A 26,176-nucleotide genomic window follows, 5' to 3' on the forward strand; every position below is an offset into this window, starting at 1 on the left:
GGGGCTGGACCATGCCCGCTTCAGGCGGTATTTATCTGGCAAACATTGCTCATGATCGAACGAAGATGTCCGAAGCGGGTCGCAGAAGTGGGAGAACCACCATCACGACCGTCGATAGAAACCGTCGAAAGTCGAGTCGCACGTTTCGCTGTATTCATGGCTGGTTCTGATTCAACGGTGGATAAACCACCAGAACTTTCATCAGAGGAGGGCGCGACCATGAGCCGTATGGCCAGCTTTTTTCGCACCACCAGTGTTGTCGTGTTGATGGGCCTGGGCGCCAACAGTGCCTGGGCCCAATCGCCTGCCGAATTCATCAACGATGCTTCCGCCAAAGGCATGGCCGACATCGAGACAAGTCGCATGGCCCACGGGAAAGCCGAATCCAGGGAGGTCAAGGACTACACCATCATGGTGATCAATGACCGCACCACGGCCAATCAACACCTGGCGAAGATCGCCAAGAAGCTCGACTTGCCTGTCGCCCCCCGGGAGGAGGTGGCGGACAAGGCCAAGGCCCTGATGCCGCAGGTCAAGGAAGGCGAGTCGTTCGAGGCTGCGTATGCCGCCACCCAGGTCAAGGCCACCGAGGAGGCCATCGCGCAGATCCAGCAGGAGGCCCAGACCACCGAAGTGCCGGAGATCAAGGCCTTCGCCGATGAAACCTTGCCTAAACTGCAGACCCATCTCGAAATGGCCAGGGCGCTGCAAGCCAGCCGCTGATCCGCTGCGTTTTTTGTATTCAGGGCCGGGACGTTCGCGTCCCGGCTGATTTTTGCCCGCCAAAAAGGAGAACCTTCCAGCGCGTCTGCGTCAGCACTGGTTCAGGTCTACTTTGTTCTTTTCTTCCAGACCTTCAAGACTCTTGGCTTCGCCCTGGCCCATGGCCTGGTAATGCTTTCTCAGCGCTTCCAGTTGCTTGAGGTCCAGCGACTCAAGGCCGAGCATGGCATTCTGCGCCTCCTTGGTCGCTCGCAATAACTCATCGACCTTGAGATGCAAAATGTCGGTATCGCGGTTCTGCGTGTTTTGAATCAGGAACACCATCAGGAAGGTAATGATCGTCGTTGATGTATTGATGATCAGTTGCCATGTGTCATTGAAGTCGAAAAGCGGTCCGCTGAGGGCCCAGAGCGCCAACAACACGATGGCCCCCAGAAACGTCTTGGGGCTCCCCGCCCAAAGGGCCAGTTTTTGAGCGATTTTTGCGAAGGTCATTGCTGTGTTCCTTATGGATGCACCTGTCTGGTGTGACAGCAACGAAACGGTGAAAATTCTGCTTACATTTTCAGGCGCCGCTGTTCGGCAAGTTTTTCGTGCAGCCTGAAAATCATCGCAACCAATTGCCGCGTTGGCTGGTCACTCCTTAAGGTCCTCAGCTTCGGAGTCCACCATGAACCTCGCACGCACTGTTTGCCTTGCCTGCTGTTTGTTCGCCCTGCAAGGCTGCTTCGACAACTCGGGTAACGAGACCAAGGACAACACCGATGGCACCAAGTCCTCGGTGCAGATGAAAGAGTCGGGAACGGAAAACAAATAGTCGTCTAGCTCAACCCTGTGGGAGCGAGCTTGCTCGCGATGGCGTCGGCTCAGCAATAGCAAGAGTGCCTGACGCACTGCCATCGCGAGCAAGCTCGCTCCCACAGGTTATGGCGGCTTTCTTAGCGCCCTTGCTGCAACACCTTCAGCGCTGCCGAAGCCAGGAACCCGGAACGGCTCTTCTCTTCAGGGTGGTGCAACACGTATTCATCAATACGATTGAGCAGGTAGCCGGGCAACGTGATGTTGAGTTTCTGCGCCTTGCCCAGGTACTTGGTCACATCGATGTCCACCAGCGCCCAAGTGCAGCCGGCATATGCCGGATTGGCGGCGTGCAAGGTGACGGTGTTGGCCGGCGGAATCGGCGAGCCGTCTTCAGCCAGAATCTCGAAGTGACCCTCGATGGCCTCACGCGCCATCGCCATGGCCTCGTCCAGGTCGTCGCCTGCGGAAAAACAACCGGGAATGTCCGGCACTTCAACACCCCAGGCGTGCTTGTCATCGCCCATGGAAATCGCAATCGGGTAAAGCATATTCATCGTCCTCCGCGAACGTCGCGCAACGGGCCGGCTGAAGCAGTGCCTGTTGCAAAATACTGATGGCCGTTTTCTTGAGCAGGTCCTTCTTCGGATGAGGAACCGTGACCAATCCCGGTTTGGTCGGGTGCTTGAAGTGATGGTGGCTGCCCCGAACCCGCACCAGATACCAACCGTCTGCAATGATCTGGCCTATCAAAAATCGGCTATTCACAACACCTCCGTGTGGTGCGCTTGGTAGGTACTATACCTACTTAAAATGAATGATCAACACTATAACCACCGAAGGTGACCTCGGGAGGCATGCGCAGTCACTGCAACGAAGTCTAGAAGCGGCGTCGCACAAGGGCGGCGGCGAGGCGGGACGGGTTTATTTCGGGATGTGAAGCCGGACGTAATGCTTGTGTGGCGAGGGAGCTTGCTCCCGCTGGGGGGCGAAGCAGCCCTCGAGTTTTAGCTGTTGCAGAAAAAAGTGCAAAAAAACCGGCCATGTTGGACCGGTTTTTTTGATCTTGAGATGCTGCTGCAGATTGGTGTTGAGTCGTTATGTATTACGCAACGTCCGACAGTAGGCTCTCGTAAGGAATTCGCAATCCGTCGTGCAGGCGTTTAATCATCGCCAGACTCAACTTGCGTTTGCGGTTCAGCACTTCAGACACACGGCCGCTCGAACCAAGGAACGGTTCCAAGTCACGCGGAGTCAAGCCTTGTTGATCCATTCGGAATTTAATTGCCTCAATTGGATCGGAGGGGGGCATCGGGTAGTGCTCGTCCTCGTATTTTTCGATTAACAAGGCAAGGATTTCCAGTTCATCGCCTTCAGCCGAACCGACTTCCGCACCCCAGAGCTGTTCGATGCGAGTAAACGCTGCATTCAAGTCATCCTGGTTGCGAATGGGTTTGATGTTCATCATACGGTCTCCGCGTTGATTTGGTCGTACTGGGCGTGGGTGCCGACGAATCGTACAAAACCAAGCTGTCGCTGATAATCGATTGCCAGAATTACTCGGTATTTGTTACCGCCGATGTTGAATACAACCCTGGCGCTTTTGAGAATACTGGCTGTTCTGAGTTCAGCCTTAATCTCTTGAGGCGTTCGATAGGTCGCTTTCTCCATGTGTCGATACCATTCAACCAATGGCGTCTGGGAATCGGCATAAGCTGGATTGCTTTCCCAAAATTCCCGCAAGGTACCTCTCGCGATAATTCGCACCTATTTTCTCCCATTTTGGGAGGAGTCTAGTCTGACTGGGCCGGCGTTGCAATTGGGTTTGTTGGGAAGGTTGATGAACGATTTGCTCGACCCCTAGCACCCCATGCTAGTGCGCTGTTATCAGTTGCGAGGTAGACAATGGATAACGGCCACGCAGCCTATGATCTAGAAGGAAAAATGTATTCGTGGCGAGGGCGTTTGCTCCCGCTGGGGGGCGAAGCAACTCCTGGATTTACAGTCCAAATACCAGGAGCCACTTCGCGAAACTACGGTCGCTATGACTGCTGCACAAACGTCAACCGTACCGCAAAACCAATCAGAAGACTGCCAAACAACCACTGCTGCACGCGCTGGGCCGAAGGCGAACGCTGAAGCCAGCGACCGAGTGCGACACCCGCCAATGCATAGGCGCTATCGAATAGCAGGCCGACGCCGACCAGTACCATGCCCAGAGTCGCGAATTGCCCCAGCACTGGTCCGCCTTGTGGATCGATGAACTGCGGCAACAGCACTGAGCAAAACAGCAAGGCCTTGGGGTTGAGCAGGTTCGTCAGCAGCCCACGCCGAATCGCCTGGTGCCAACGCCGCTTTCCGGCCTCGACAGCGGCGCTTTCAAAACTCGGCAACAAGGTGGTCCGCAGGCATTGAAAACCGATCCATAACAAGTAGGCAGCCCCGGCCAGGCGCACCACATCGAATGTCCATGGTGCTGTCTTGAACAAGGCCGAAAGCCCCAACGCCGCCAATGCAACATGACACCCACGAGCAACCCCCAGGCCCACCGCCGTCGCCAGCGCCGCGCCCCTGCCCTGACGGGCACCGGTTTGCAGCAGCAGAATCATGTCCGGCCCGGGCAACACGTAGACCACCATCAAGGCCATCAGGAACAACCAGAGCTCTGCCACGTGACACCCCTTTGAGCGACGATTTGATAGCGTCAGTCTAGAGCCGAGAGGTAGGGCAGGTGGTTGCGAAGTCAACTTCTAAAGCGTTGCTAATTGGCATAACCTGCCACTTATTCGTGCCATTAAATCGGAATCTGCCAATCCATGAAACTGGACGCCTTCGACCGCAAAATCCTCGCCGCGCTGCAACGGGACGGCCGCCTGAGCAACGTACAACTGGCCGAAGAAATCGGCCTGTCCCCGTCGCCCTGCTTGCGCCGCGTGCGGATGCTCGAAGAAGCCGGTGTCATTCGCGGTTATCAAGCCATCCTGGACCGTGATGAAGTGGGCCTCGGATTAACGATCTTTGTCGGCGTGAAAGTTGAACGGCACAACGACGAACAAGCCGAAGCGTTTCGCCAGGCCGTCACGGCGTTGCCGGAAGTGATCTCGGCGTTTCTGGTGTCAGGCGAATCGGATTTTCTGTTGCAAGTGGTGGTGCCGGATTTGCGGGCCTACGACCGTTTTCTCACTGGGCGGCTGCTGAAACTGCCGGGTGTGAGTGATATCCGGAGCAACTTTGCGATTCATACGGTGAAGACGCCGGGGGCGTTGCCGTTGGGGCATTTGCCGGGGACTGAGCAATGAACGACACAAGTGGGCGGCCAAGATACAAAAAGCCCCGCTGCGAAAAACGCCGGGGCTTTTTGTTTTGTCGTTAGGTGGGAGTCGGTCGGGGACTTGAGAAACCGCCGCCATCCTTTCCTAGATTCGGGTGGCGGCCGTACGTGGGCTAGGAACCGGGAATCAAGGCACCCGGCACACCCGAGGGTGTCCCATGCACAGCCGCCATAAAACATCATCGCAAACACAAAAAACGCCTGCAGTTTTATGGGCGCTGTGCGCCTTGAATTCAACGGGTTCCTAGGCCCGGTCGCTGAATTTGCAGCGACGTCTGGAGAGTAGCCATCGAAGGACAAGGGCAGCAAGGCGAAAACTCGCCGAAAAGCAACGTAAGCGCACCCCCTACGCAATTCTCGGATTTTGCCTACAAATCTCCCGGGTCCATGCAATACGTGGCGAGGGAGCTTGCTCCCGCTGGGCTGCGCAGCGGCCCCTCTTGTGAGCGCTTCGCACTCAAGCGGGAGCAAGCTCCCTCGCCACGGGACTCATTTGTTCTCAGGACTATGTCCGAGGTTGCCTCTACCTAAAAACAAGCGCCAACAAGACGATCAACTGACCGAAAAACAGTTGATTCTCTGTCGTACGCAACTCTCTGATCTTGCCTACAAACGAAGCGGGAGTTACCCGCTATCCACAGCAGGGTAGATAGGAAATAGTGCCCCGCAGAACGGACTGCACGATTAGTGATAAGCCATTGACGTCCGACAGATTTTGCCGGCTTCGCAGAAAACGACGCTTGGTGCGGCGGCTCAAACCTTGGAAGGATGATCAATGCTTCAGAACGACCGCGATAATTTAGAACTCGATAAACTATTGGTCGAAACCCGAAAGCTGTTGGCTGAGACTCGCAAACTTACGGCCGAGGAAACGAAGCTGAAGCACGAGGCCTTCTGGTACCCGTACGCAGTAGGGGCAGGGGTTGCGACCGCCCTTGTCGCCGTTGCGGGTTTTGGGATTAAAATTTGAGCGCTGGTTCGCCAGAATGCGCCAATACCCACCCAACATTACTGGTACTTGAGCTTCGCAAGCATACGGCTCACATTGCTCGAAATGGTTCAGGCTCAGCGCGACCCACGACCTCGGAGGAGAAAGAAACATGCCTACACCTCGTAGTTATCAAGCAAGCATCGAGCAATTGCATCAAGAGGTAGAGGCGTTAGCTGAAGAGATGAGACGCCCGGCTCCGACCACGCTCCGCGTTACGTTGCTGCCGTTCAGCATCGGTGCTGCGTTCGCCTTGACTCTGTTTGCCGTCGTCGCTTTTATCGCAAAACATGTTTGATTCTCTGTCGCCCAAATACTTTTTTCGGCATAGCCCAATCCGGTTCGGTCGGCACCCTTGCCGCCTACCAGTTCCCCTCTTGGCGAGGGCGCGGTGAAATCTTCTTCATGAGCGCTCATTCATGCTCTTGGCGTACTGCTCTTCAAAGCGCCTGCTGCACAACGCCTCGCAATAGCCTTCAGCATGCGCCGACGGATAAGCCCGCTGACCGGCCGAATCAAATACCAATACGACGTAAAACTTCGCAACGCATCCGCGTCGAGGCAATGCACCCGTGTCTGCGTGGTGACCCTCGTCAAGCCCGGTCGCAGCAACTGGCAGGTGAAGCTAATGACCAGCTTCACATTCCCCGACTCATTGAATAGCTCGAACGCTTCGGCATCCGCGACAACGACTTGACCATAGTCAGCTTTCCACAGCTTGCCGGCGAGCCCGTAAGCGACCTCTACATCGCCGTTGCGCTGAAGCAACGTGAAATTATCCATGCCGAAAGAAGCGCGTTGATCAGCCTCTGGGTGCCGGGATCGACCCAGCAGGCGCATGGGGAGTTCGCGAAGCTTGATTGCATACCGAAAAAAACGATCGTCTTCGGGGCGATGGGCGAGGATTGCCGCCATGGCATGGGAAGGGTCTACGGGGATGTCCATGGTATGCAATTCACTGAACTGATACGTAGGCAGATATGAGTCAATCAGGTGCATCCTTGCTCTCCTTCATAGGTACTCGGGTGCCAATCCCACAAAATTCCAGACCAAAAAAAACCGGCCACCAAGAGCCGGTTTTTTAATCCCTCGCCAAAAAAACATACGACGCAGGACCAGAATTCGATTGGAGCGGGTGAAGGGAATCGAACCCTCGTTATCAGCTTGGGAAGCTGGAGTAATGCCATTATACGACACCCGCTCAGAGCGGCTGACTTTGTACCAGATGTGGGCACGGATTTGAAGTTTTTCTTCACGCAACGTGCGGTCAGTCGTCTATGCGAGCCTCAAACCAGAGCGGTCGTTGGCGGGCAAGTCCCGTTGCTGAAGGCGCAGGACGGGGCTTGCTCGCCAGGACTCGGTTTCAGATGGCCAGTGCATGGTAGCCCTGTACGTAGCTATAGCGCGGTCGGCTTTCGTGGTGTTCCGGTGTGAGGAAACCCAGCAAGGCGTTACGGCTGTCGCGGCAGGCGGCTTTGTGTTCCATGTCCAGGAAGTGCCCGGTGGCTTGCAGTGTGCTGAAGCTGCTGTACTGCACGTGATCGGCAAAGAGCCTGGCGTCGTCGGCCGCGGTGTATTCGTCCCATTCGCCGTTCAGGAACAACACCGGCACGTTGATTTTTTTCGCGGCGTTGACGTAGCACAGCTGGTCGCTGTGGAGCACATCGCTGATGTGGAAGTGCATCTGCCCGTACTCATGCTCGGCCAAACTGCTGACATGGCGATAGTTGAAGCGCTTGAACAGCGGCGGCAAATGCTTGCCGATGGTGCTGTTGACCAAGTGCCCGACACGGTCGCCGTCCAGGCTGCCGAGGTAATCCACACCGCGTTCCAGATAGTCGCGCATCGGCGCATTGAGCACCGGCGAGAACGAACTGATCACCGCTTTTTCGATGCGCCGTGGCCGTTGCGCCAAGGCGGTCAGCGTAGCGGCGCCGCCCCAGGAAAACGACAGCACGTGCTCGGCGGCGAAGTGGTCGATCAGTTCCAGGAGAATCTGGCCCTCGATCTCTTTCGTCAGCATTTGCTCATGTCGGTTGTGAGCTTTTGACTTGCCCGCGTAGGGTTGGTCGTACAGCACAACATTGAATTGCGGGTAGAGGTTTTTGGCGGTCTGTGCAAACGACGCGGTGGTGGCCATTGAGCCGTTGACCAGGATGATGGTCTTTTGTGCGGCGTCTGCGCGATAGAACTCCGTGTAAACCCGATACTGACCCTGTATATCCAGCACAGCGATTTCTGGCCTCATGTCATAAGACTCCTGGCAAGCGGGTATGCGCGCAATGAGATTGCACGGGCAATGTGACAGGTAGGCATACGCCTGGAAGATAAAGCCCATGTCGATCCAAAAAAAACGGTCGACGGGTATTGTTATAGGCGGGCAGTTCGCCGGCGGGACAAGGCGGAACCTGAGGGTTCCAGCCGGCAAAAAGTTTCTTGGAAGTATGTTGTGACTCATCGGTCACATTTCGGCCGACGACCTGATTCAAGCAGGGGGACGACCGTTGCGCAAGTACCTATCGGAAAATTGTTCGACACTTCTGCCCAGCGGTAGCAGGTTCAGATGAGATGGACTTCTTCAAGGCTCAAGGCGCGGTACTGGCCCGGCTCGAGATGGGCGTCCAACGTCAGCGGGCCCATGCGCTCGCGGTGCAGGCGCAGCACCTTGTTGTTGAAGTGGCCGAACATGCGCTTGACCTGGTGATAGCGCCCTTCAACGATGCTCAAGCGCGCCGATCTGGGCCCCAGCAGCGTCAGCTCTGCTGGTTGGGTGGTGAGGTCTTCGAAGGCAAAGTACAGGCCCCGGGCAAAGGTGTCGGCGTATTCGGCCGTGATGATTTGCTCGGTTTCGACGTAGTAGACCTTGGGCAGTTTGGTCTGTGGTTGGGTCAGGCGCCGCGACCAGGCGCCGTCATTGGTGATCAGCATCAGCCCGGTGGTGTTGAAATCCAGGCGCCCGGCGATGTGCAGGTCGTCCTTGTCCGGTTCGTCCAGCCAGTCGAGGACAGTGGGGTGTTGCGGGTCGCGAGTCGCACTGACACAGCCGGGCGGCTTGTGCAGCATGAAGTAGCGCGCCGGCCGGCCTGCTTGCAGCACTTCGTCGTCGACTTCTACACGGCTGAATTCACGGACTTGTGCATGGGGATCGCTGACGGTCTGGCCGTCGATCCGCACCCGGCGCTCCACCAGCAACAGGCGCACTTGTTGGCGATTGAATCGCGGCAGATTACTGAGGAAACGGTCGACGCGCATGGGCAGTTCAGGCAAGGCAACGGAGGGCGGGCATCTTACGCGATCGGCTGGGGCTTGGCGCGCAACTGGGCTTCGACCTGGGCGCAGCGTGGGCACAGGCAGGACTGATCACGCAGCTCGGCTGGCAATGCCTCGAGCACGGCCGGGTCGATGCTCACGCCGTAACACCAGCAGGCGCGGTCGGCGGTTCGTGGGTCGGCCAGGGTGCAGTCATTGGCACCGCCGCAGGCCGGGCAAAGATCGGGTTTATTCATAACTGGAGTGAGGCATTTCCACGCAGGTTCGATTGCACCCGGTCTGCCGGGCGCGTTGCAGCGCATGATCGGTCCGCGACAGCAGGCTGTGCAAGGTGTCTTCGTCCTGCAAGGTGGTGAGGCCGAGGCTGACGGTGACCAGCAATTGGTTTCCACTGCAGAAATAGCGCTGCTTTTCGATGTGCTGACGAATTTTCTCAGCGATTTTCAGACCGGTCTGTCCGTCGGTGTCCTTGAGCAGGACGACAAAGGCTTCCGTGCTCCAGCGGCACACGATGTCCGAATACCGCAGGCTTTGCGTCAGGTCGCGGGCGAACCCGGTCAGCAGTTGATCGGTGGCGATATGACCATGGGTGGTGTCCAACCGCTTGAAATCGTCCAGTTCCACCAGCAGCGCAGTCAACGGTTTGGGCTCGCGCTGGGCTTCGTGCAGGGCTTGCACGGCCAGCAGGTCGAAACCACGGCGATTGGGTAGTTCGGTCAGGCTGTCGAGGGTGGCCTGGGCGTCGATGCGTTGTTGGTAGCTGTTGATCAACCGATAAAGGATTGCCAGGACTGCCAGCGTCACGAGTATGCCGATCAGCAGGTTCACGTACAGCGTCTTGAGGATGTTATCGCGTACCGAGGCATGGGCTGCGTAATAGCCCAGCAACGCAATGATCAGGAAACCTATACCGAGCAGCGTCACCACCGCCAGGAGCGGCTTGCGCTGGGAATACAACGGCGAACGGAGCGACATGGCGATTCCCTTGGCGCAGACCCAATGAAATCAGTTTAGTGGCCTTGTGGGAAAAGACATTCGGATTTGCAGGTTTGTAGGACCATGGGGAGGGAGCAAGCTCCCCCGCCACAGGTTCAGCCTTATTCCAGGCTACGCAGATAAGCCCGCCACCCCCCCAGGTGACTGATGTCCCGAGCGCCGTCCAGGCCGTACGATTCGCAGATGAATCCGCTTTCCCAGCGACCATCGGCCAGTTGCACCTTGCCCAGCCCCAACGGTGCGGGGATGCCAGTCAGGAATGAACCCAGTTCGCTGCTCGGCAGTTCCCAGACCTCCACCTCGATTGCCACGCCGCCCTCGCTGACCCGAAGCATGCCGGGGCGCAGGGGTGGGCCCCCGGCCAGGGCGTAGAGGCGGTAATCCGCTGAGCTTTGGGTGGCCTCGATCAGACGCGCACCGCGTTGCTTGAGTTGCCCGTTCAGCGCCAACCCGTCCAGGTGTGCGCCACACACCACCAGCCGCGCCCGGTCGTGGCGCGCCGGCTTGGCGGGCACGGGCAAGGCCTTGTCCTGTTGACGCTGCAGGGCATCGGCCACGCTCAAGAGGTATTGGTCGGTGAAGGCTCGACCGAACAACGTCACGCCCCAAGGCAAGCCGTTGCCCATGAACGCACTGGGAACGGCGACGGCGGCGTAGTCCAGCAGGTTCATGAAATTGGTGTAGTAACCCAGCTCCGAGTTGCGCAGCACCGGTTCGGCGGCCAGTTCGGCGAGGGTCACCGGCCGGCCGATGGTCGGTGTGAGTACGCAATCGAGCGCGTCCATGGCCCGGTCGCATTGGGCTTTGAGTGCTTGCAAACGGTAGCGGGCGCGGAAGGTTTGTACTCCATCCACCGTAGGCGCTTTCGCCAGGACGGTGCGGATGACCGGCAGTACGGCTTCCGGCTCACGCTCCATCAAGGGGCCGGCAACGCTGTAGCGTTCGGCCACCCAGGGGCCTTCATACAGCAGCCGTGCGGCTTCCAGGAACGGCGACAAGTCCAGTTCCATGGCTTCGCCGCCCAGGCGTTCGAGTCGGTCGATGGCTTCCTGAAACAGTTGCGGACCTTCCTGGCAGCCGAAAAATGCCAGGTCCTGCTGGCGCGGCACACCGAAGCGAAAGCGCCGGGGCGCGCCGAACGCGGCGCCGTCGTTCCACTGCGGGTTGTGGCGGCTGTAGTCGTCACGAGGGTCTGGACGGGCTGTCAGCGCCAAGAGCTGGCTGGCTTCCTTGGCCGTCGCCGTGAAGGTGGTGACGCAGTCCAGCGTGCGACAGGCCGGGACCACGCCCGCCGTGGAGATCAACCCCAGGGTGGCCTTCAACCCCACCAGGCTGTTCAACGCTGCGGGCACCCGCCCGGAGCCGGCGGTGTCGGTGCCCAAGGCAAAGCTCGCCACGCCCAGGGCCACGGCCAGCGACGAGCCGGCGCTCGAACCGCCTGCCGGATAGTCGGGCAACACGCTGTTGCGGCAGGCGCCGTAGGGCGAGCGAGTGCCATTGAGCCCGGTGGCGAATTGGTCGAGGTTGGTCTTGCCCAGAGGGATCGCGCCCAGTGCCAGCAACTGCTCGACAATGGTCGCCGAAAGGTCTGGCACGTAGGCAAACGCGGGGCAGGCGGCGGTGGTTGGAATGCCGGCCAGGTCGATGTTGTCCTTGATGGCAAACGGCACTCCGTACAGCGGCAGGCTCTCCAAGTCGCGGCTTTCCAATGCGGTCAGGTAGGGTTCCAGCTCCTCTGCCGTCAGCAGGTGGATGAACAGGTGATAGTCCGGGTTCAGCGCCGCGGCTTTTTCCCGCAGGCCCAACAGCAATTGGCGTGGCGTCAGTTCGCCGCTGCGGTAGGTATTGCGCAGGTCGTCCAAGCGAAGAGAGAAGTTCATGGTGTTAATCCTTTGATTGAGTTCAGTCACGGTCCAGCACCACGACGCGCTGTCCGGCGCGCACTGCAGAACCGGGTTGGACACGCACCTCGCGCACCACGCCGGCCGAGGGCGCAAGCAGCGGGATTTCCATTTTCATCGACTCGAGAATAACCAGCACATCGCCGGCGGCGACCCGTGCGCCAACGTCTACCTGCACCTGCCAGAGGTTGCCGGCGATGTGGCTGTCGACACTCAGTTGACCGTCAGTCAGTTGCGAATCTTCGCTCGGCGCGATGGCCGGTTCTTCACTGTCGAAGTGCGCCTGGCCGCTGGCGATCCAACGCTCGCGCTCGGCGTCGAAGGCGCCTTGTTGCCGTTGGCGGAACGCGGCGATGCCGTCGGCTTCCTGCACCAGGAAACGCTGGTAGTCGGCGAGGTTGAGCTGGCTGTGCTCGATCTCCAGGTCGAAGCGGCCCAGGGGGAACTCGCGGCGGATGCGCAGCAGTTCGTCGGCGCTGACCGGATAGAAGCGGATCTGGTCGAAGAACCGCAGCAGCCACGGCTTGCCGTCGAAGGCGGCGACGTCCCGATAACGGTTCCACATCTGCAACGTGCGCCCGACGAACTGATAGCCGCCAGGACCTTCCATGCCGTACACGCACATGTAGGCGCCGCCGATGCCCACCGAGTTTTCTGCGGTCCAGGTGCGGGCCGGGTTGTATTTGGTGGTTACCAGTCGATGGCGCGGGTCGAGCGGCGTGGCGACCGGCGCGCCGAGGTAGACGTCCCCCAGGCCCATCACCAGGTAGCTGGCGTCGAACACCGTGCGTTGCACTTCATCGAGGTTGGGCAGGTCGTTGATGCGCCGGATGAACTCCAGGTTGCTCGGGCACCAGGGCGCGTCCTTGCGCACCGTGGTCATGTATTTTTCGATGGCCAGCTGACAGGCCGGGTCATCCCAGGACAGCGGCAGGTGGACGATGCGCGACGGCACTTGCAGGTCCTGGGCGGCGCACACCGCGTCCCACTCACCGGCGACGATATTCAGTAGATCGGCCAGGGGCATTTGCTCGGGTTGGTAGTGCACTTGCAGCGAGCGAATGCCCGGCGTCAGGTCGATCACGCCGGGCAGGTGTTTGTGTTCCAACGCCTGCATCAAGGCATGGGCGCGAAAGCGCAGCACCAGGTCCAGTTCGGGGGCGCCGATTTCCAGCAGCAGGTGGGTGTCGCCAGATAGCCTTGCCACCAGGCGGGTATCGTCCTGGCCGATATCCAACACCACAGGCGACACCACTCCCTGTGGGAGCGAGCTTGCTCGCGATAGCGGCGGGACATCCAGAATCGATGGGACTGACAGACCGCTATCGCGAGCAAGCTCGCTCCCACAGGGGGACCATTGCAGGGCCAGTGAGCGGGCGGTGGAGATATCTACCGGCACAAACCGCACCTTGTCTCCCGCCTTGAGTTGCCCCAACTGCCACAGGTCCGCTTCGATCACCGTCACCGGGCAGACGAAACCGCCCAGGCTTGGGCCGTCGGGGCCGAGGATGACGGGCATGTCGCCGGTGAAGTCCACGGCGCCGATGGCGTAGGGGTTGTCATGGATGTTGGAAGGGTGCAGCCCGGCCTCGCCACCGTCGGCGCGGACCCATTCGGGTTTCGGCCCGATCAGGCGCACGCCGGTGCGGCTGGAGTTGAAGTGCACTTCCCAGGCCGTGTCGAAGAAGGTCTGGATGTAGTGCTCGGTGAAGTATTCGGGCGCGCCGTGCGGGCCGTAGATCACGCGGATCTGCCGCACGCTTGGCAGTTCCAGGATCGGCGCGCTCGTTGGCGGCAGCGTCGTGTGTTCGTCCAGCGGCGCCAGGTGCAACACGTCGCCGGTACACAGCGCTCGTCCGCCGTGGCCGCCAAACTGGCCGAGGGTGAAGGTGCTTTTACTGCCCAGGTAATCTGGCACTTGCACGCCGCCTTGCAGGCACAGGTAGCTGCGCGCCCCGGCGCCAGAGATGTTGCCGATCGCGAGGGTGGCGCCGGCAGCAATCGACAACGGTGTGTTCATCGGCACCGCTTCGCCGTCGAGCGTGAGGGCAATCACCGCACCGGTCACCGCCACTCGGGCAGCGCAGTTGAAACGCAGCAGCGGCCCGTTCATGGTGATTTCCAATGCCGCCGCACCTTCTTCGTTGCCCAGCAGGCGATTGCCCAGGCGCAACGAACGGCTGTCCATCGGCCCCGACGGCGGCACCCCCACCGCCCAATAACCGAGGCGGCCGGGATAGTCCTGGACGCTGGTCTGGGTGCCGGGGCTGAGCACTTCAACGGTGTTGGCGCGATAGACCAACGCCTCCAGGCAGCGGGTCCAGGGTTGGCCGCTGGCAAACGGTGTGTCGAGGAGAATCTGTTGCAGGTAGTGGCGGTTGGTCTCGACGCCGTACAGCAGGCTGTCGTCCAGCGCTTGGTGCAAGCCCAGGCGTGCCTGCTCGCGGGTCGGCGCCCAGCGAATGACCTTGGCGATCATCGGGTCGAAGTAGGGCGGGATCTGGCAACCGGCCTCGACCCAGGTGTCGATGCGCAGTGCCTTGCCGTCGGCCTGGGGAAATTTCACGGCGGTCAGCAGCCCCGGGCTTGGCTGGAAATCCCGACCTGGGTCCTCGGCATACAAGCGCGCCTGGATCGCGTGGCCCTCGGCTTTCAAACCTTGGCCGAGCTCGTTCAGTGGCGGCAGATCACCGGCCGCCAATTGCACCATCCAGCGCACCAGGTCCACGCCCCACACCTGCTCGGTGACGCCGTGCTCCACTTGCAGGCGGGTGTTCACTTCCAGGAAATAGAAGCGCCCGGCGTCGCTGTCGAACACGAATTCCACGGTGCCGGCGCTGCGGTAGTTCACGGCCTGGGCCAGTTGGATCGCCGCCGCGCAGAGTTCGTCGGCCATGCCCTCGGGCAGGTTCGGCGCCGGGGTTTCCTCGAGGACTTTCTGGTTGCGCCGTTGCACCGAGCAGTCGCGCACGCCCAGGGCGATCACCTGGCCCTGGCCATCGCCGAATACCTGCACTTCCAGATGCCGCGCGCGTTCGATGTACTTTTCGATGAACACCCCGGCGTCGCTGAAGTTGTTCTGGCCCAGGCGCTTGACCGCTTCGAAGGATTCGCTCAGGTCGGCGGCGCTGCGACACACACGCATGCCGATACCGCCACCGCCCGCGGTACTTTTGAGCATCACCGGATAGCCCAGCTGGGTGCCTGCCAAGAGCGCGGCGTCGAGGCTGTCGAGCAGTTCGGTGCCTTCGAGCAGTGGCACTCCGTGCCGGCGCGCCAGGTCGCGGGCGGTGTGCTTGAGGCCGAACACACGCAGTTGGTCTGGCGTCGGACCGATGAAGGCAACACCGGCAGCTTCGCACGCTTGCGCGAAGGCGGCGTTTTCCGAGAGAAAGCCGTAGCCGGGATGGATCGCTGTCGCGCCGCTGCTTTTGGCGATCGCCAGGAGCTTGTCCACCGCCAGATATGTATTGGCCGCCGCGCCTTCGCCCAGGCAGTGGGCTTCATCGGCCTGGAGGATATGCAAGCTGGCGGCGTCGGCCTGGGAATACACCGCAACGCCCTCGACCTTCAGCTCACGCAAGGTCCGCAGGATGCGGCAGGCGATGGCGCCACGGTTGGCGATCAGGATTTTTTCGAACATGGCATTGCCCCCTCAGGCATGCGTGCTGCCTGAACTGGGATGCGGGCCGTCCCGCAGTTTTCGATGGCCGCCGGGGTCGTCCCTGGCGACAAACCTCCAAACACCACTGCCCCCTTGTGGGAGCGAGCTTGCTCACGATAGCGGTGGTACATCCAACCTTGATGTAACTGATAGACCGCTATCGCGAGCAAGCTCGCTCCCACAGGGGATCAGGGCGTTATTTGATGCACTGCCCCGACCGGCTCTGGCACAACACAAACAACCAGCGGCGCAGGCGGGTAAGTTTCAGTTCCATATCAAGAGCTCCGCTGGCGTGGGGTTGTAGGCGTTGCAGGGGTTGTTCAGTTGCGGGCAGTTGGAGATCAACACGATCACGTCCATTTCGGCCTGCAGGTCGACGTATTTGCCCGGCGCCGAGATGCCGTCTTCGAAGGTCAGGCCGCCGTCGGCGGTGACGGGCACGTTCATGAAGAAGTTGATGTTCGGCCCGATGTCGCCCTTGCCCAGCCGCCCGTCGTGGGCGCAGGCCCGCAGGTAGTTGTCACGGCAGCTGTGCATGTAGCGTTTTTCCAGGGCGTAGCGCACGGTGTTGCTTTCCTGGGCGCAGGCGCCGCCGAGGGTGTCGTGGCGCCCGCAAGTGTCTTCGACGATGGTCAGCATCGGGTGGCCGAGGTTGGAATACAGCACGCTGCCGGTGCTCAGGTAAACGCTGTTCTGCCGGCGCAGGGTGCGCTGCACGTCGTAGCGTTCCTTGGGGTTGACCAGGCTGTAGAACAGCGTATCGACCGCCTGGTTGCCTTCCAGGTCGAGGATGCGCAGGGTCTGGCCCTTCTTGACCTCCACCAGCCACGGTTCCCCGGCGGGGATGGTGGCGCGATAGATGGCGGCGTCAGGCTGCTTTTTTACGGTGGCGATGGCGAGTGACATGGCAGCGATCCTCAGGCGAACAGGCGGTCGGTGTTGATGAAGCCGCGCTGGTTTTCCGGGCGCGAATGGCGACAGTGCTCGGCGACGCTGGCGTCAGCGTTCATCCAACTGAGCTTGAGCGGTTGCGGGGCGTATTGCGGGTTCGGGTCCATCGGGTGTTGCAGCGCTGTCAGCACCATCAGGGTGTCCATCGGCGCGTACAGCTCGATGTAGTCGCCGGCCTGGGAGTTGCCTTCAACGAAGTGAAAGCCGCCGGCCTCATCGACATCGACCCGGCTGAACAGGTTGAGGGTCATCAGCAGGTCGGACAGGCCCAGCCCCCATTTACCCAGCTCCACCAGCAGGTTGTCGGTGCCGTTGCGAAAGAAGCCGTTGCGCAGTTCCTGGTAGCGGCCCTGACCATATTTTTCAGCGGCTTCCTCGGCGCAGAGCACGCCGCCGAGGCTATCGCTCCAGCCGCAGGTGTCGGCGGTGATGGCCGCCAGCACCCGGCCCATGTCGGAGTAGAGGCAATGGCCGGCGGTGAGCTTGGCGGTGTGTTGGCATTTGAGGCTGTCGGGCAGGTTCAGGCGTTCGGTTTTTTCGTTGGCATTGAGCATCGTCAGGCTCACGTTGGCCCCGCCGCGCAGGTCGGTCAGGCGCAGCAGTTGGCCGCGCTTGAGCACGAAGGAACGGTGGCCGCCGCCGGGCAGCATTTCTTCGGCGAAGGGTGTAAACAATTGGGTCGAGTCGGTCATGGGAGAAACTCCTTTCAAGCGATACGCAACGTGCCGGCCAGTTCGGCGGGCAGGGCGTCGACGGCGGCACGGGCGGTGCGGCGGTCGCTGTTCAATGGAATGTCGTAGGTAATGCGTGCGCCATAGGCGCCGGGGGCGTGCGGGTCGGTGCGGACCTTGTCGAACACCAGCAGGCGTGTGCCGAGGCTGAAACCTTCGGACAGGTCATGGGTGACCATGAACACCGTCAGCCGGGTTTCGCGCCACAGCTCCAGCAACAGGGCGTGCATGTCTTTGCGAATGCCCGGGTCGAGGGCGCCGAAGGGCTCGTCCAGCAGCAGGACACGCGGCTTCATGATCAGTGCCTGGGCGATCGCCAGCCGCTGTTGCATGCCTCCGGACAGTTGCGCCGGGTATTTATCCAGCGCATGGCCCAGGCCGACCTTGTCCAGCAGTTGTGCGGCTTCTTCGCGGGCCTGGCGCTTGGCGCTGCCGAACAGCCGCCCCAAAAGTGCTGAGCGCGGCAACTCCAGGCCCAGGGTCACGTTGTCCAGCACGCTCAGGTGCGGGAACACCGAATAACGCTGGAACACCACGCCCCGGCTGGCATCCGGCTCGCCGGCCAAGGGCGCGCCGTCCAGGAGAATCTGTCCGCGGCTGGCGCGTTCCTGGCCCAGCAGCAAGCGCAGGAAGGTCGATTTGCCGCAACCCGAGGCACCCACCAGGGTGCAGAACTCACCCTCAGAGACGCTCAGGTTCAAACGCTCCAGGACCACCTGGTCGGCATACTGTTGCCAGACGTTGTTCACCGTAATGAAGCTCATGCCTTCGCCCCCTCGTACCAGGGGAACGCTTGCCGGGTCAGGCGCTTGAGGCCCCAGTCCATCAGCCAGGCGAGCAGGGTGATCCACACCACATACGGCAAGATCACGTCCATCGCCAGGTAACGACGCACCAGGAAAATCCGATAGCCCAGCCCATCCGTAGAGGCGATGGCTTCAGCGGCGATCAGGAACAGCCAGGCCGAACCCAGCATCAGCCGCAGGGAAATCAACAGGCGCGGCAGCAGTTGCGGCAACACCACCCGCAGCATCAGGGTCCAGGTCGACGCACCGAGGGTCTGGGCCTTGATCAGCAGTTCGGGCGGAATTTCCCGGGCGCGCTGTTCCAGGTCGCGCGCCAGGCACGGTGTGATGCCAATCACGATCAGCATCACTTTCGACAGTTCGCCCAGACCGAAGACGATGAACAGGATCGGCAGGATGGCCAGTGGCGGCACCATCGACACCACGGTGAGCAACGGTGACAGCGGTGCGCCAAACAGTGGCAACGTACCGGCGGCAATGCCCAGGCACAGCCCGGCCAGGGCGCTGATGCCCAGGCCGATGGCCAACCGGCGCAGGCTCGACACGGTGTCTTGCCAGAGCAGGTAGTCGCCGCTGCGGGCATCGGCTGTGAAGGCCAGGCGTTTGACCGCATCGGCCATTTGCACAGCGCTGGGCAGGAGCTTGTCGTTGGGGTTGTCCGTCAACCGTTCGGCCGAGCCCATGAAGTAGGCGAACAACACCAGCGCGAATGGCAGGATCACCAGCAACAAGCGGCTGGGACGATCCGGGTAGCGGTTGATCAGGCGCATGCCAGGTCCTCCGGTTTACAGCTTGGCGTCGGCGGCCAGCTGCACGTAGGTCGGATCAAAGCGCAGCTTGAGGTTGGCCTTGTCGCCGCGGGTCACGCCATTGGCGAACGCCATGCCGACCGCGTTGGTGTCCTTGGCGCCTTCACCCAACAAGCCGTGCTGGAACGAGAACTCGGCCACCTTGCCCATGGTGGCGGGCAGTTGCTCGCTGGTGGCGAAGGTGAGCGCTTCCTTGGGCGTGGCGAACAACTTGGTGGTGTCCAGTTGCGCCTGGAAACCTTTGAGGTCGGTGCCTGACGCTTTGGCCATGTGTTCCAGCGCCGTCTTGCTCGCGGCGTTTTTTGCGTTCATCAGTGCCACCACTTCAAACCAGGCGCCGGTCAACGCTTTGCCCAGGGCGGGGTTGTCCTGGAGGGTCTGGGTGTTGACCACCATCATGTCCATGATTTCGCCGGGAACCTGGCTGGAATTGAACACTTCGCTCACACCTGGCTGGGCCTTGATGTCCGAGAGCATTGGGTTCCAGGTGGTGACGGCCTTGACCTGGTCGGTGTTGAAGGCGGCAGAGATATCAGCGTCGGAGGTGTTGACGACTTTCAAGTCTTTCTCGGCGAGACCAACCGAATCCAGGGCGCGGGCCAGCAGGTAGTGGGACACCGACAGTTCCACCAGATTGACGTCCATGCCCTTGAGGTCGGCGACTTTCTTGTCCTCGCCCTTGAGGACGATGCCATCGTTGCCGTTGGAGAAATCGCTGATGATCAGCGCGGTGCTGTCCACGCCACCGGCGGCGGGAATGGTCAGGGCGTCCATGTTGGTCATGGTGCAGCCATCGAACTGACCGGCGGTGTACTGGTTGATGGATTCGACGTAATCGTTGAGCTGCACCACATCGATCTGGATGCCGTATTTTTTCGCCCATTTATCGACGATGCCTTGGCTACCGGCGTATTCCCAGGGCATCCAGCCGGCGTAAATGGTCCAGCAGACGCTGAAGTGGTCTTTTTGGGCGGCGGCGGATGAGAAGCTCGCGAGGGCCGAGAGGGCGGCGAGGAGCAGGGCTGACAGACGAAGCTTGAGCATGGTGGTTCTCCAGTTGATCAAGGGCGGACAGGAGCAACGCGGCACCGCGAACGGTGGCTTGTCTCCCGGGCTTTTGTCCCGCCGTGTAACCTCAACTGGAGGTCGCCAACTCTCGGACCAGCCACTCGCCAGAAGCGAGCCGGAACCCTAGTCAGCCATTGCAAATTGTGGTGCCGCGAACCTGTGATGACTCCTGCACGGGATTTGTTAAAGCGAGAGCCGTGCCAATTCGAGCAAAGGCCCGGGTTAGAGAGGGCAGGTGTAGGGGAGGGATACCTGAGGACGGGTTTGTGCTTGCTTGTGGTGCCGTCGCGCACCGGAAGAGGGCGACGAGCGACATGTTTCTAGTTGTTGCCAGGTCGCACCAGATTCCGATTTTGCTGTCTGAATATGCGTCAGTCACACAAAGTTGGCTGCCGCCCATCAGCGTCGCTGATGTGGCCCATTCGCGGTCCAGGAGGCCGCCATGTATCGACGACTGCTGCTCATTGCGTTTCTCGGTTTGACTCTTTCGGCATGCGTGCCTTATTACGACGGAGACTCAAGCTACTACCGTTCCGAGGTCTACACCTCACCATCGCCGGTCTATTACGGTGGCGGGAGTTATTATTCGGCTCCGCGTGGCTATTACGCCCCGCGGTATTACCAACCGGCGCCGCGCTATTACTCGGCACCGCGTTACTACCAACAAGGCCCACGCTACTACTCGCCACCGCGAGCGGCGTACCGGTCTTATCCGAATCGGGGTGGCTGGGACGGCCATGACCGGGGCGGCTGGAATGACGACCGAGGCGGTCGAGGCGGACGTGATCATCGGGGACGCGGCGATCACGATGGACGGGGCAGTCACCGCTGATCGTTGGGCAACAAGAAGCGGCGCATTGAGCGCCGCTTTTTTTGTGCCTGCAATAAACCCGATGGGATAACTTGTGGGAGCGAGCTTGCTCGCGATTACGGTGTGTCAGGCACTTCGATATTGCTGGCCCACCGTAATCGCGAGCAAGCTCGCTCCCACAGGGATCTTTTTCCTGGATCGTTACTCGTTGGACAAATCCGCCAACGGATGCCGCCCTTCCCACGCCTTGTGGAAATGCGCTTCCACCGCCGCTTCGGGCACATGGTTGATGTCCGGCCAGTGCCAACGGGGCTTGTGGTCCTTGTCGATCAGCCGCGCGCGCACGCCTTCGCTGAATTCCGGATGGCGACAGCAGTTGAGGCTCAAGGTGTATTCCATCCGGAACACGCCGGCCAAGGACAAATGCCGGGCACGGGCGATCTGTTCCCAGACCAGATAAGCGGTCAAGGGCGAACCTTCGGTCATGGTCTTGGCGGCGCGGGCGATCAGTGGGTCCGAGTGGTCCACCAGCAGGCTGAGGGCTTTCCAGGCGCAGCGCACATCGCTGACATCCAGCCATTCATCGATTTTCTGCCGACGTGGCAGCCATTGGGCTTCGGGCATTTGGTCGACCGCTTCCTGTTGCAGGGCCTTGAGCAGGCTGTTGAGCTGCATCTCGGTCTGTTCCTGCCAGTTGAGTTGCAGCAGGCCTTCGATCAGGTCGTCCTGTTGTTCATCCAGCAAAAAGCGGTCGGCCAGGTCCAGGTCGATGGCGTCCCGGGCATTCATGTGGGCGCCGGTCAGGCCGAGAAACAGGCCGAGCTTGCCGGGCAGGCGCGACAAGAACCAACTGGCGCCGACATCCGGGTACAGGCCGATGCTGATCTCCGGCATTGCCAGGCGACTGCTTGGTGTGACGATGCGGGTACTCGCCCCTTGCAGCAGACCCATGCCGCCGCCCAGTACATAACCATGGCCCCAACACAGCAGGGGTTTGGGGTAGGTGTGCAGGTTGAAGTCCAAGCGGTATTCCGCCGCGAAGAATTGTGCAGCCAGCGGCGGTACTTCACCGGGATGGGCACGGCAGGCCTCTACCAGGCTGCGTACTTCACCGCCAGCGCAGAACGCCTTGGCGCCGTTGCCGCGCAATAACACACACACGACCTGCGGCTCCCGGGCCCAGGCATCGAGACGATCACGCAAGGCGTTGATCATCTGCAGGGACAAGGCATTCAGGGATTTTTCGGCGTCCAGGGTGGCGATGCCGATACGGGCACCGTCGATGCCGGTGAGCTCTTCGAAGTGCAGATTCATCGTGACCTCGATCAGAAATTTGAATAATCAGTATGACCGCTGCGTAGGAAAGTGCTGGTTCTGCGTCAGATCAATTGACAAGCCATGTAGGCTTTCCTAGGGTGCGCCCATTGTTTTTACCGGATGCAACCATGACTGCCGACGACCGTATCAAACTCGAACCGAGCTGGAAGCAGGCACTGCGTGCCGAGTTCGACCAGCCCTACATGGCAGAGTTGCGCGAATTCCTGCGTCGGGAATACGCCGCCGGCAAGGAAATTTATCCACCGGCACCGCTGATTTTCAACGCCCTTAATTCCACGCCGCTGGACAAGGTCAAGGTGGTGATCCTCGGCCAGGATCCCTACCACGGTCCGGGCCAGGCCCATGGCTTGTGCTTTTCGGTACAGCCGGGTGTGCCAGCGCCGCCGTCGCTGGTGAACATCTTCAAGGAATTGAAGCGCGACCTGAACATCGATATTCCCAACCATGGCTATCTGCAAAGCTGGGCCGACCAAGGCGTGTTGCTGCTCAACACTACCATGACCGTGGAGCGTGCCAACGCCAACGCCCACGCAGGCAAGGGCTGGCAGCATTTCACCGACCGGGTCATCGCAGTGGTCAGCGAACACCAGCAGAACCTGGTCTTCCTGTTATGGGGCGCCCATGCCCAGGGCAAGCAGAAACTGATCGACGCCACCAAGCACTTGGTGCTGACCTCGGTCCACCCGTCGCCGTTGTCGGCTTATCGGGGTTTTCTGGGGTGCGGGCATTTCAGTCGGGCCAACAAGTTTCTCGAGCAACATGGCGAGGCGCCTATTGATTGGCGGTTGCCGCCGCTTTAAGTGGTCGGCAGTAAGGGCCTCATCGCGAGCAAGCTCGCTCCCACATGGGTTTTGTGGTGGGATGCAAAATGGGTGCTCGCCGCAGATCCTCTGTGGGAGCGAGCTTGCTCGCGATGAAGGCAACTCGGTCTACAAGTCCGAACCCGGCTTGCGCATCCAATACCTGAACAACGGCTCCGCCAGAAACAGCACAAACAACAACCGCATCACCTGCAACGCCGTCACCAATGGCACCGACAGTTGCAACGTCTCGGCCGTCAGGCTCATTTCCGCGATGCCGCCGGGCATCATGCCCAGGGTCAGTGAACGCAGGTCCAGCTGGGTCAGGGTGCTCAGGCCCAACGCCGCGAGAGTGGCGATCAGCATCGTCAACACCGTGCCGATCAGGGTACGCCCCATGAACGACGGCGCCCGACGAAAGAACTGCCGGTTGAAATGACAACCCAATCCGCTGCCGATCAACCACTGGCCGACCTGGCTGGCGCCGTTGGGCAGGCCGATGTGCAGGTCCCAACCGACGCTCACCGCCGCACTGACCAGCAATGGTCCGAACAACCAGGGATTGGGTTGGCGCAAGCGCTCCCAGACCCAGGCGAGCAGGGCGCCCGCCGGGAACAGCATCGCCAGCCACAGCCAGTCCACCGTCGTGGCGTGTTGCACCGGTGCACCTTCGCCCAACAGGTACTTGAAGGCCGCCGGTACGCACAGCACCACTACCAGCACTCGCAGGCTCTGGCCCGCCGCAACACGACTGAGGTCGGCGCCGTTGCGGGCGCCGAGGTTGACCATTTCGCCGGAACCGCCCGGCATGCTCGAGAAGAACGCGGTGGCGCGATCCTCGCCGGTGCGACGCATCAGCCAGACACTCACCACGCTGGACACGCTGGTGATCAGCGCGCCGAAGAAGATCAGGCCGAAGTGGCTCAGGACCTGCTCCATCACCACCGGGGTGAAGTGCAGGCCGATACCGATGCCCACCACCCATTGGCCGCATTTACGGCCACCGGGGATTTCCATCAGTTGCCACGGCGTAAGACAGCGCACCAGGATGATCGCCAGCAACGAGCCGACCATCCAGGGCAAAGGCCAGCCGATCAGGCTGGCCAGGTAACCGCCGGCCAGGCCGACCAGCGGTGTTCCCCACCATTGTCTGAATATCGCCTCAGACATTGGCCAGGGCGCGACGTTGTGCGGCGCGGCGCCGCCAGATCCGCAGCAATGGCATGAACAGCATGATCGCCGTCAGCACCCAGCAGCCGAAGGTGATCGGGCTCGACCAGAGGATCTCCAGCGCACCGTTGGAAATCGACAGCGCACGACGCAGGTTCTGCTCCATCAGGCCACCGAGGATGAAGCCCAGCAGCACCGGCGACAGCGGGAAGTCCAGCTTGCGCAGGATATAGCCGAAGATGCCGATACCGATCATCAGGAACAGGTCGAACGTGGTGGCATGCACCGCATAGACACCGATCCCGGTGATGATCGCGATGACCGGAACCAACGCCCAGTTCGGCACGGCCAGGATCCGGGTGAAGATGCGGATCATCGGGATGTTGAGAATCACCAGCATGACGTTGGCGACGAACAACGACGCGATCAGGCCCCAGACGATGTCCGGCTGTTGCTGGAACAGCAGGGGACCAGGCGTGATGTTGTACAGCGACAGCGCGCCGATCATCACCGCCGTGGTGCCCGAGCCGGGAACACCGAGGGTCAGCATCGGCACCAGCGCACCGCAGGCCGCGCCACCGATAGCGGTTTCCGGGGCGGCGAGGCCGCGCTTGTCGCCCTGGCCGAACGTGCCACCGGCGCCGGCAATGCGTTTTTCGGTCATGTAGGCCACGGCACTGGCCAGGGTCGCACCAGCACCCGGCAGCACGCCCATGATGAAACCGAGTACGCCGCAGCGCAGGTTCACAGTGAAGACCGACGCGGCTTCCTTGAAGTTGAACATCATCCGCCCGGTGGCTTTTACCGCTTCCTGGCCGCGATGGGTTTTTTCCAGCAGCAACAGGATTTCGCTGATGGAGAACAGGCCCAGCACCAGCACGACGAACTGGATGCCGTCGGTCAGGTGGATGTTGTCACCGGTGAAGCGGTAGACGCCGCTGTTGGCATCGATCCCGACACTGGACAGGAACAGGCCGATCAGCGCCGCGATGAAGGTCTTGAGCGGTCGGTCGCCGGCCATGCCACCGAGGCAGACAATGGCGAACACCATCAGCACGAAATATTCCGCCGGCCCGAAGGCAATCGCCCATTTGGCCAGCAGCGGTGCGAACAACACCATGCCGCAGGTGGCGATGAACGCGCCGATGAACGAACTCCACGCCGACAGCGACAACGCCACGCCGGCCAGGCCTTGGCGGGCCATCGGGTAGCCGTCGAGGGTGGTCATCACGGTGGAGGCTTCACCCGGGATGTTGAGCAGGATCGAGCTGATACGTCCGCCGTATTCGCAACCCAGGTACACCGCGGCCAGCAGGATCAGCGCCGATTCCGGCGGCAGCCCCAGGGCAAAGGCAATCGGGATCAGCAGCGCCACGCCGTTGATCGGGCCCAGGCCCGGCAGCAGGCCGACCACGGTGCCGATCAGGGTGCCGGTCAGTGCTGTGACGAGGTTGTAGGGAGTCAGTGCAACGCCAAAACCCTGGCCGAGATAATTCAGGGTATCCATATCAATTCTCCAGGACGTCGAGCAGGCCCAGGGGCAGCGGCACGTCCATCAGCTTGTCGAACAACAGATAAAGACCGATGGCCATCAGGCTGATGATCACCACGCTCGGCACCCAGCGACCGCCGTAAAGGCGCGCCATCGGCACGCCGATCAGGATGCTGGCAAGGATGAAGCCCAGGGGTTCGAAGGTCCCGGCGAATACCAGCAGCAGCACCACGCAGATGCCGATTTTCTGCAAGGTTTCGCGGTCCAGGTGCGGGTCTTCGTCGCTGTGCACGATGGGTGTAGGGCGAAACACCATGTACAGCAATGCCAGCCCCATCAGCCCGAGCATCAGCAAGGGAAAGGCGCGCGGGCCGACCGGTTCGTAGGAAAAGGCGGCTTGATAGGGCCAAGCCATCAGCGCCAGGCCGATACAGACCAGTAGCAGCACCGCGGCAAAAATACGTTGGATGGTGAGCATGACTAACTCCTGGGCGACGCCGACAGTGCCGGCGCCGCCGCGAGAACAGAG

27 protein-coding genes, 1 tRNA gene, 2 pseudogenes and 1 riboswitch are annotated in these 26,176 nt (G+C 60.9%); of the genes and pseudogenes, 7 read left to right on the forward strand and 23 right to left on the reverse strand.

Annotated elements, in window-relative coordinates; translation table 11 throughout:
- Positions 1–219: 219 nt before the first annotated feature.
- A complete protein-coding gene (locus tag QMK47_RS07895) occupies positions 220–723 on the forward strand; it encodes a DUF4142 domain-containing protein (protein ID WP_027911683.1) in 504 nt (167 codons plus the stop codon).
- Between the two features lie 90 nt (positions 724–813).
- On the opposite strand, the gene QMK47_RS07900 is transcribed toward QMK47_RS07895, so the two are convergent.
- Positions 814–1,218 (reverse strand): low affinity iron permease family protein, encoded by a 405-nt coding sequence (locus QMK47_RS07900; RefSeq protein WP_057449713.1) that lies wholly within the window; start codon positions 1,216–1,218, stop codon positions 814–816.
- Positions 1,219–1,393: 175 nt separating this feature from the next.
- Here QMK47_RS07900 and QMK47_RS07905 point away from each other — a divergent pair, with 175 nt between their 5' ends.
- A complete protein-coding gene (locus tag QMK47_RS07905) occupies positions 1,394–1,540 on the forward strand; it encodes a hypothetical protein (protein WP_253472194.1) in 147 nt (48 codons plus the stop codon).
- A gap of 121 nt (positions 1,541–1,661) precedes the next feature.
- On the opposite strand, the gene QMK47_RS07910 is transcribed toward QMK47_RS07905, so the two are convergent.
- The 5 genes and pseudogenes from QMK47_RS07910 to QMK47_RS07930 all read right to left on the reverse strand — a co-directional run bounded on the left by QMK47_RS07910 (position 1,662) and on the right by QMK47_RS07930 (position 4,193).
- Positions 1,662–2,072 carry a type II toxin-antitoxin system HicB family antitoxin gene (locus QMK47_RS07910; RefSeq protein WP_053186365.1) on the reverse strand — a complete coding sequence of 137 codons (411 nt, stop codon included), beginning with the start codon at positions 2,070–2,072 and terminating at the stop codon, positions 1,662–1,664.
- A 40-nt stretch (positions 2,073–2,112) separates the two neighbouring features.
- Positions 2,113–2,289 (reverse strand): annotated as a pseudogene (locus QMK47_RS07915) (type II toxin-antitoxin system HicA family toxin); the annotation flags it as partial.
- A gap of 337 nt (positions 2,290–2,626) precedes the next feature.
- On the reverse strand, positions 2,627–2,986 hold the full coding sequence (locus QMK47_RS07920) for a helix-turn-helix domain-containing protein (protein WP_018606969.1): 360 nt from the start codon (positions 2,984–2,986) through the stop codon (positions 2,627–2,629).
- Positions 2,986–3,288: a type II toxin-antitoxin system HigB family toxin gene (locus QMK47_RS07925; RefSeq protein WP_024616086.1), complete on the reverse strand. Its 303-nt coding sequence runs from the start codon at positions 3,286–3,288 to the stop codon at positions 2,986–2,988. Before QMK47_RS07925 ends, QMK47_RS07920 begins: the two co-directional genes overlap by 1 nt.
- A gap of 275 nt (positions 3,289–3,563) precedes the next feature.
- Positions 3,564–4,193, reverse strand: coding sequence for a LysE family translocator (locus QMK47_RS07930; protein WP_253472196.1), 630 nt, complete (start codon positions 4,191–4,193; stop codon positions 3,564–3,566).
- 144 nt (positions 4,194–4,337) lie between these two features.
- Between QMK47_RS07930 and QMK47_RS07935 the strand changes: the two genes are divergently transcribed.
- The 3 genes from QMK47_RS07935 to QMK47_RS07945 all read left to right on the forward strand — a co-directional run bounded on the left by QMK47_RS07935 (position 4,338) and on the right by QMK47_RS07945 (position 6,138).
- Positions 4,338–4,820: an Lrp/AsnC family transcriptional regulator gene (locus tag QMK47_RS07935; RefSeq protein ID WP_024616088.1), complete on the forward strand. Its 483-nt coding sequence runs from the start codon at positions 4,338–4,340 to the stop codon at positions 4,818–4,820.
- 807 nt (positions 4,821–5,627) lie between these two features.
- On the forward strand, positions 5,628–5,822 hold the full coding sequence (locus QMK47_RS07940) for a hypothetical protein (RefSeq protein WP_024616091.1): 195 nt from the start codon (positions 5,628–5,630) through the stop codon (positions 5,820–5,822).
- Positions 5,823–5,952: 130 nt separating this feature from the next.
- On the forward strand, positions 5,953–6,138 hold the full coding sequence (locus QMK47_RS07945) for a hypothetical protein (RefSeq protein WP_253472198.1): 186 nt from the start codon (positions 5,953–5,955) through the stop codon (positions 6,136–6,138).
- A gap of 119 nt (positions 6,139–6,257) precedes the next feature.
- Here the strand turns inward: QMK47_RS07945 and QMK47_RS07950 are convergent, their stop codons facing one another.
- The 13 genes and pseudogenes from QMK47_RS07950 to QMK47_RS08010 all read right to left on the reverse strand — a co-directional run bounded on the left by QMK47_RS07950 (position 6,258) and on the right by QMK47_RS08010 (position 20,012).
- A complete protein-coding gene (locus QMK47_RS07950; RefSeq protein WP_258690531.1) occupies positions 6,258–6,839 on the reverse strand; it encodes a hypothetical protein in 582 nt (193 codons plus the stop codon).
- A 128-nt stretch (positions 6,840–6,967) separates the two neighbouring features.
- A tRNA-Gly gene (locus QMK47_RS07955) sits at positions 6,968–7,041 on the reverse strand.
- Positions 7,042–7,203: 162 nt separating this feature from the next.
- A complete protein-coding gene (locus tag QMK47_RS07960) occupies positions 7,204–8,088 on the reverse strand; it encodes an alpha/beta fold hydrolase (RefSeq protein ID WP_024616094.1) in 885 nt (294 codons plus the stop codon).
- Positions 8,089–8,399: 311 nt separating this feature from the next.
- The gene (locus QMK47_RS07965) at positions 8,400–9,092 is read right to left on the reverse strand and encodes a pseudouridine synthase (protein WP_253472202.1); all 693 of its coding nucleotides are present in this window, start codon (positions 9,090–9,092) and stop codon (positions 8,400–8,402) included.
- Positions 9,093–9,127: 35 nt separating this feature from the next.
- The gene (locus QMK47_RS07970) at positions 9,128–9,346 is read right to left on the reverse strand and encodes a cysteine-rich CWC family protein (protein ID WP_018606955.1); all 219 of its coding nucleotides are present in this window, start codon (positions 9,344–9,346) and stop codon (positions 9,128–9,130) included.
- Positions 9,339–9,956, reverse strand: a pseudogene (locus tag QMK47_RS07975) (GGDEF domain-containing protein); the annotation flags it as partial. The gene QMK47_RS07970 and the pseudogene QMK47_RS07975, both read right to left, overlap by 8 nt.
- A gap of 251 nt (positions 9,957–10,207) precedes the next feature.
- A complete protein-coding gene (atzF, locus tag QMK47_RS07980) occupies positions 10,208–11,986 on the reverse strand; it encodes an allophanate hydrolase (protein WP_320390026.1) in 1,779 nt (592 codons plus the stop codon).
- A gap of 22 nt (positions 11,987–12,008) precedes the next feature.
- On the reverse strand, positions 12,009–15,650 hold the full coding sequence (gene uca / locus QMK47_RS07985) for an urea carboxylase (RefSeq protein ID WP_320390027.1): 3,642 nt from the start codon (positions 15,648–15,650) through the stop codon (positions 12,009–12,011).
- A 285-nt stretch (positions 15,651–15,935) separates the two neighbouring features.
- Positions 15,936–16,577, reverse strand: a complete 642-nt coding sequence (locus QMK47_RS07990; RefSeq protein ID WP_253472208.1) for an urea amidolyase associated protein UAAP2 — start codon at positions 16,575–16,577, stop codon at positions 15,936–15,938.
- Between the two features lie 11 nt (positions 16,578–16,588).
- A complete protein-coding gene (locus QMK47_RS07995; RefSeq protein WP_253472210.1) occupies positions 16,589–17,314 on the reverse strand; it encodes an urea amidolyase associated protein UAAP1 in 726 nt (241 codons plus the stop codon).
- A 14-nt stretch (positions 17,315–17,328) separates the two neighbouring features.
- A complete protein-coding gene (locus QMK47_RS08000) occupies positions 17,329–18,117 on the reverse strand; it encodes an ABC transporter ATP-binding protein (RefSeq protein WP_214512102.1) in 789 nt (262 codons plus the stop codon).
- Positions 18,114–18,929, reverse strand: coding sequence for an ABC transporter permease (locus QMK47_RS08005; protein WP_258690533.1), 816 nt, complete (start codon positions 18,927–18,929; stop codon positions 18,114–18,116). The genes QMK47_RS08000 and QMK47_RS08005 overlap by 4 nt, the downstream gene beginning before the upstream one ends.
- A 15-nt stretch (positions 18,930–18,944) precedes the next feature.
- Positions 18,945–20,012 carry a putative urea ABC transporter substrate-binding protein gene (locus tag QMK47_RS08010; protein WP_253472214.1) on the reverse strand — a complete coding sequence of 356 codons (1,068 nt, stop codon included), beginning with the start codon at positions 20,010–20,012 and terminating at the stop codon, positions 18,945–18,947.
- Between the two features lie 60 nt (positions 20,013–20,072).
- A riboswitch (guanidine-I (ykkC/yxkD leader) is annotated at positions 20,073–20,174 on the reverse strand.
- Positions 20,175–20,478: 304 nt separating this feature from the next.
- On the opposite strand from QMK47_RS08010, the gene QMK47_RS08015 reads away from it, so the two are divergent.
- Positions 20,479–20,868 (forward strand): hypothetical protein, encoded by a 390-nt coding sequence (locus QMK47_RS08015; RefSeq protein ID WP_214512099.1) that lies wholly within the window; start codon positions 20,479–20,481, stop codon positions 20,866–20,868.
- Between the two features lie 180 nt (positions 20,869–21,048).
- Here the strand turns inward: QMK47_RS08015 and QMK47_RS08020 are convergent, their stop codons facing one another.
- Positions 21,049–22,161 (reverse strand): enoyl-CoA hydratase/isomerase family protein, encoded by a 1,113-nt coding sequence (locus tag QMK47_RS08020; RefSeq protein WP_258690534.1) that lies wholly within the window; start codon positions 22,159–22,161, stop codon positions 21,049–21,051.
- Positions 22,162–22,292: 131 nt separating this feature from the next.
- Between QMK47_RS08020 and ung the strand changes: the two genes are divergently transcribed.
- The gene (gene ung, locus QMK47_RS08025; protein ID WP_320390028.1) at positions 22,293–22,985 is read left to right on the forward strand and encodes a uracil-DNA glycosylase; all 693 of its coding nucleotides are present in this window, start codon (positions 22,293–22,295) and stop codon (positions 22,983–22,985) included.
- 129 nt (positions 22,986–23,114) lie between these two features.
- On the opposite strand, the gene QMK47_RS08030 is transcribed toward ung, so the two are convergent.
- Genes QMK47_RS08030 through QMK47_RS08040 form a run of 3 tightly spaced genes read right to left on the reverse strand, consistent with a single transcriptional unit; the run spans position 23,115 to position 26,125 of the window.
- On the reverse strand, positions 23,115–24,155 hold the full coding sequence (locus tag QMK47_RS08030) for an AbrB family transcriptional regulator (protein WP_258690536.1): 1,041 nt from the start codon (positions 24,153–24,155) through the stop codon (positions 23,115–23,117).
- Positions 24,148–25,662 carry a tripartite tricarboxylate transporter permease gene (locus QMK47_RS08035; protein WP_253472220.1) on the reverse strand — a complete coding sequence of 505 codons (1,515 nt, stop codon included), beginning with the start codon at positions 25,660–25,662 and terminating at the stop codon, positions 24,148–24,150. The genes QMK47_RS08030 and QMK47_RS08035 overlap by 8 nt, the downstream gene beginning before the upstream one ends.
- Before the next feature lies 1 nt (position 25,663).
- Positions 25,664–26,125 (reverse strand): tripartite tricarboxylate transporter TctB family protein, encoded by a 462-nt coding sequence (locus QMK47_RS08040; RefSeq protein ID WP_253472222.1) that lies wholly within the window; start codon positions 26,123–26,125, stop codon positions 25,664–25,666.
- Between the last annotated feature and the right edge of the window lie 51 nt (positions 26,126–26,176).

The organism is Pseudomonas sp. P9_35, assembly GCF_034008205.1.
Taxonomy (GTDB): Bacteria; Pseudomonadota; Gammaproteobacteria; order Pseudomonadales; family Pseudomonadaceae; genus Aquipseudomonas; species Aquipseudomonas kilonensis.

Excerpts from the sequence above, each read along its gene's own strand:
- atzF (WP_320390026.1), bottom strand. The coding sequence starts at position 11,986 with ATGAACTTCTCTCTTCGCTTGGACGACCTGCGCAATACCTACCGCAGC.
- QMK47_RS07965 (WP_253472202.1), bottom strand. The coding sequence starts at position 9,092 with ATGCGCGTCGACCGTTTCCTCAGTAATCTGCCGCGATTCAATCGCCAA.
- QMK47_RS07960 (WP_024616094.1), bottom strand. The coding sequence starts at position 8,088 with ATGAGGCCAGAAATCGCTGTGCTGGATATACAGGGTCAGTATCGGGTT.
- QMK47_RS07910 (WP_053186365.1), bottom strand. The coding sequence starts at position 2,072 with ATGCTTTACCCGATTGCGATTTCCATGGGCGATGACAAGCACGCCTGG.
- QMK47_RS07900 (WP_057449713.1), bottom strand. The coding sequence starts at position 1,218 with ATGACCTTCGCAAAAATCGCTCAAAAACTGGCCCTTTGGGCGGGGAGC.
- QMK47_RS07940 (WP_024616091.1), top strand. The coding sequence starts at position 5,628 with ATGCTTCAGAACGACCGCGATAATTTAGAACTCGATAAACTATTGGTC.
- QMK47_RS07990 (WP_253472208.1), bottom strand. The coding sequence starts at position 16,577 with ATGTCACTCGCCATCGCCACCGTAAAAAAGCAGCCTGACGCCGCCATC.
- QMK47_RS07920 (WP_018606969.1), bottom strand. The coding sequence starts at position 2,986 with ATGAACATCAAACCCATTCGCAACCAGGATGACTTGAATGCAGCGTTT.
- QMK47_RS07895 (WP_027911683.1), top strand. The coding sequence starts at position 220 with ATGAGCCGTATGGCCAGCTTTTTTCGCACCACCAGTGTTGTCGTGTTG.
- QMK47_RS08010 (WP_253472214.1), bottom strand. The coding sequence starts at position 20,012 with ATGCTCAAGCTTCGTCTGTCAGCCCTGCTCCTCGCCGCCCTCTCGGCC.
- QMK47_RS07935 (WP_024616088.1), top strand. The coding sequence starts at position 4,338 with ATGAAACTGGACGCCTTCGACCGCAAAATCCTCGCCGCGCTGCAACGG.
- QMK47_RS08020 (WP_258690534.1), bottom strand. The coding sequence starts at position 22,161 with ATGAATCTGCACTTCGAAGAGCTCACCGGCATCGACGGTGCCCGTATC.
- QMK47_RS08000 (WP_214512102.1), bottom strand. The coding sequence starts at position 18,117 with ATGAGCTTCATTACGGTGAACAACGTCTGGCAACAGTATGCCGACCAG.
- QMK47_RS07945 (WP_253472198.1), top strand. The coding sequence starts at position 5,953 with ATGCCTACACCTCGTAGTTATCAAGCAAGCATCGAGCAATTGCATCAA.
- uca (WP_320390027.1), bottom strand. The coding sequence starts at position 15,650 with ATGTTCGAAAAAATCCTGATCGCCAACCGTGGCGCCATCGCCTGCCGC.
- QMK47_RS07950 (WP_258690531.1), bottom strand. The coding sequence starts at position 6,839 with ATGCACCTGATTGACTCATATCTGCCTACGTATCAGTTCAGTGAATTG.
- QMK47_RS07970 (WP_018606955.1), bottom strand. The coding sequence starts at position 9,346 with ATGAATAAACCCGATCTTTGCCCGGCCTGCGGCGGTGCCAATGACTGC.
- QMK47_RS08035 (WP_253472220.1), bottom strand. The coding sequence starts at position 25,662 with ATGGATACCCTGAATTATCTCGGCCAGGGTTTTGGCGTTGCACTGACT.
- QMK47_RS07995 (WP_253472210.1), bottom strand. The coding sequence starts at position 17,314 with ATGACCGACTCGACCCAATTGTTTACACCCTTCGCCGAAGAAATGCTG.
- QMK47_RS07905 (WP_253472194.1), top strand. The coding sequence starts at position 1,394 with ATGAACCTCGCACGCACTGTTTGCCTTGCCTGCTGTTTGTTCGCCCTG.
- QMK47_RS08015 (WP_214512099.1), top strand. The coding sequence starts at position 20,479 with ATGTATCGACGACTGCTGCTCATTGCGTTTCTCGGTTTGACTCTTTCG.
- QMK47_RS08030 (WP_258690536.1), bottom strand. The coding sequence starts at position 24,155 with ATGTCTGAGGCGATATTCAGACAATGGTGGGGAACACCGCTGGTCGGC.
- QMK47_RS08005 (WP_258690533.1), bottom strand. The coding sequence starts at position 18,929 with ATGCGCCTGATCAACCGCTACCCGGATCGTCCCAGCCGCTTGTTGCTG.
- ung (WP_320390028.1), top strand. The coding sequence starts at position 22,293 with ATGACTGCCGACGACCGTATCAAACTCGAACCGAGCTGGAAGCAGGCA.
- QMK47_RS08040 (WP_253472222.1), bottom strand. The coding sequence starts at position 26,125 with ATGCTCACCATCCAACGTATTTTTGCCGCGGTGCTGCTACTGGTCTGT.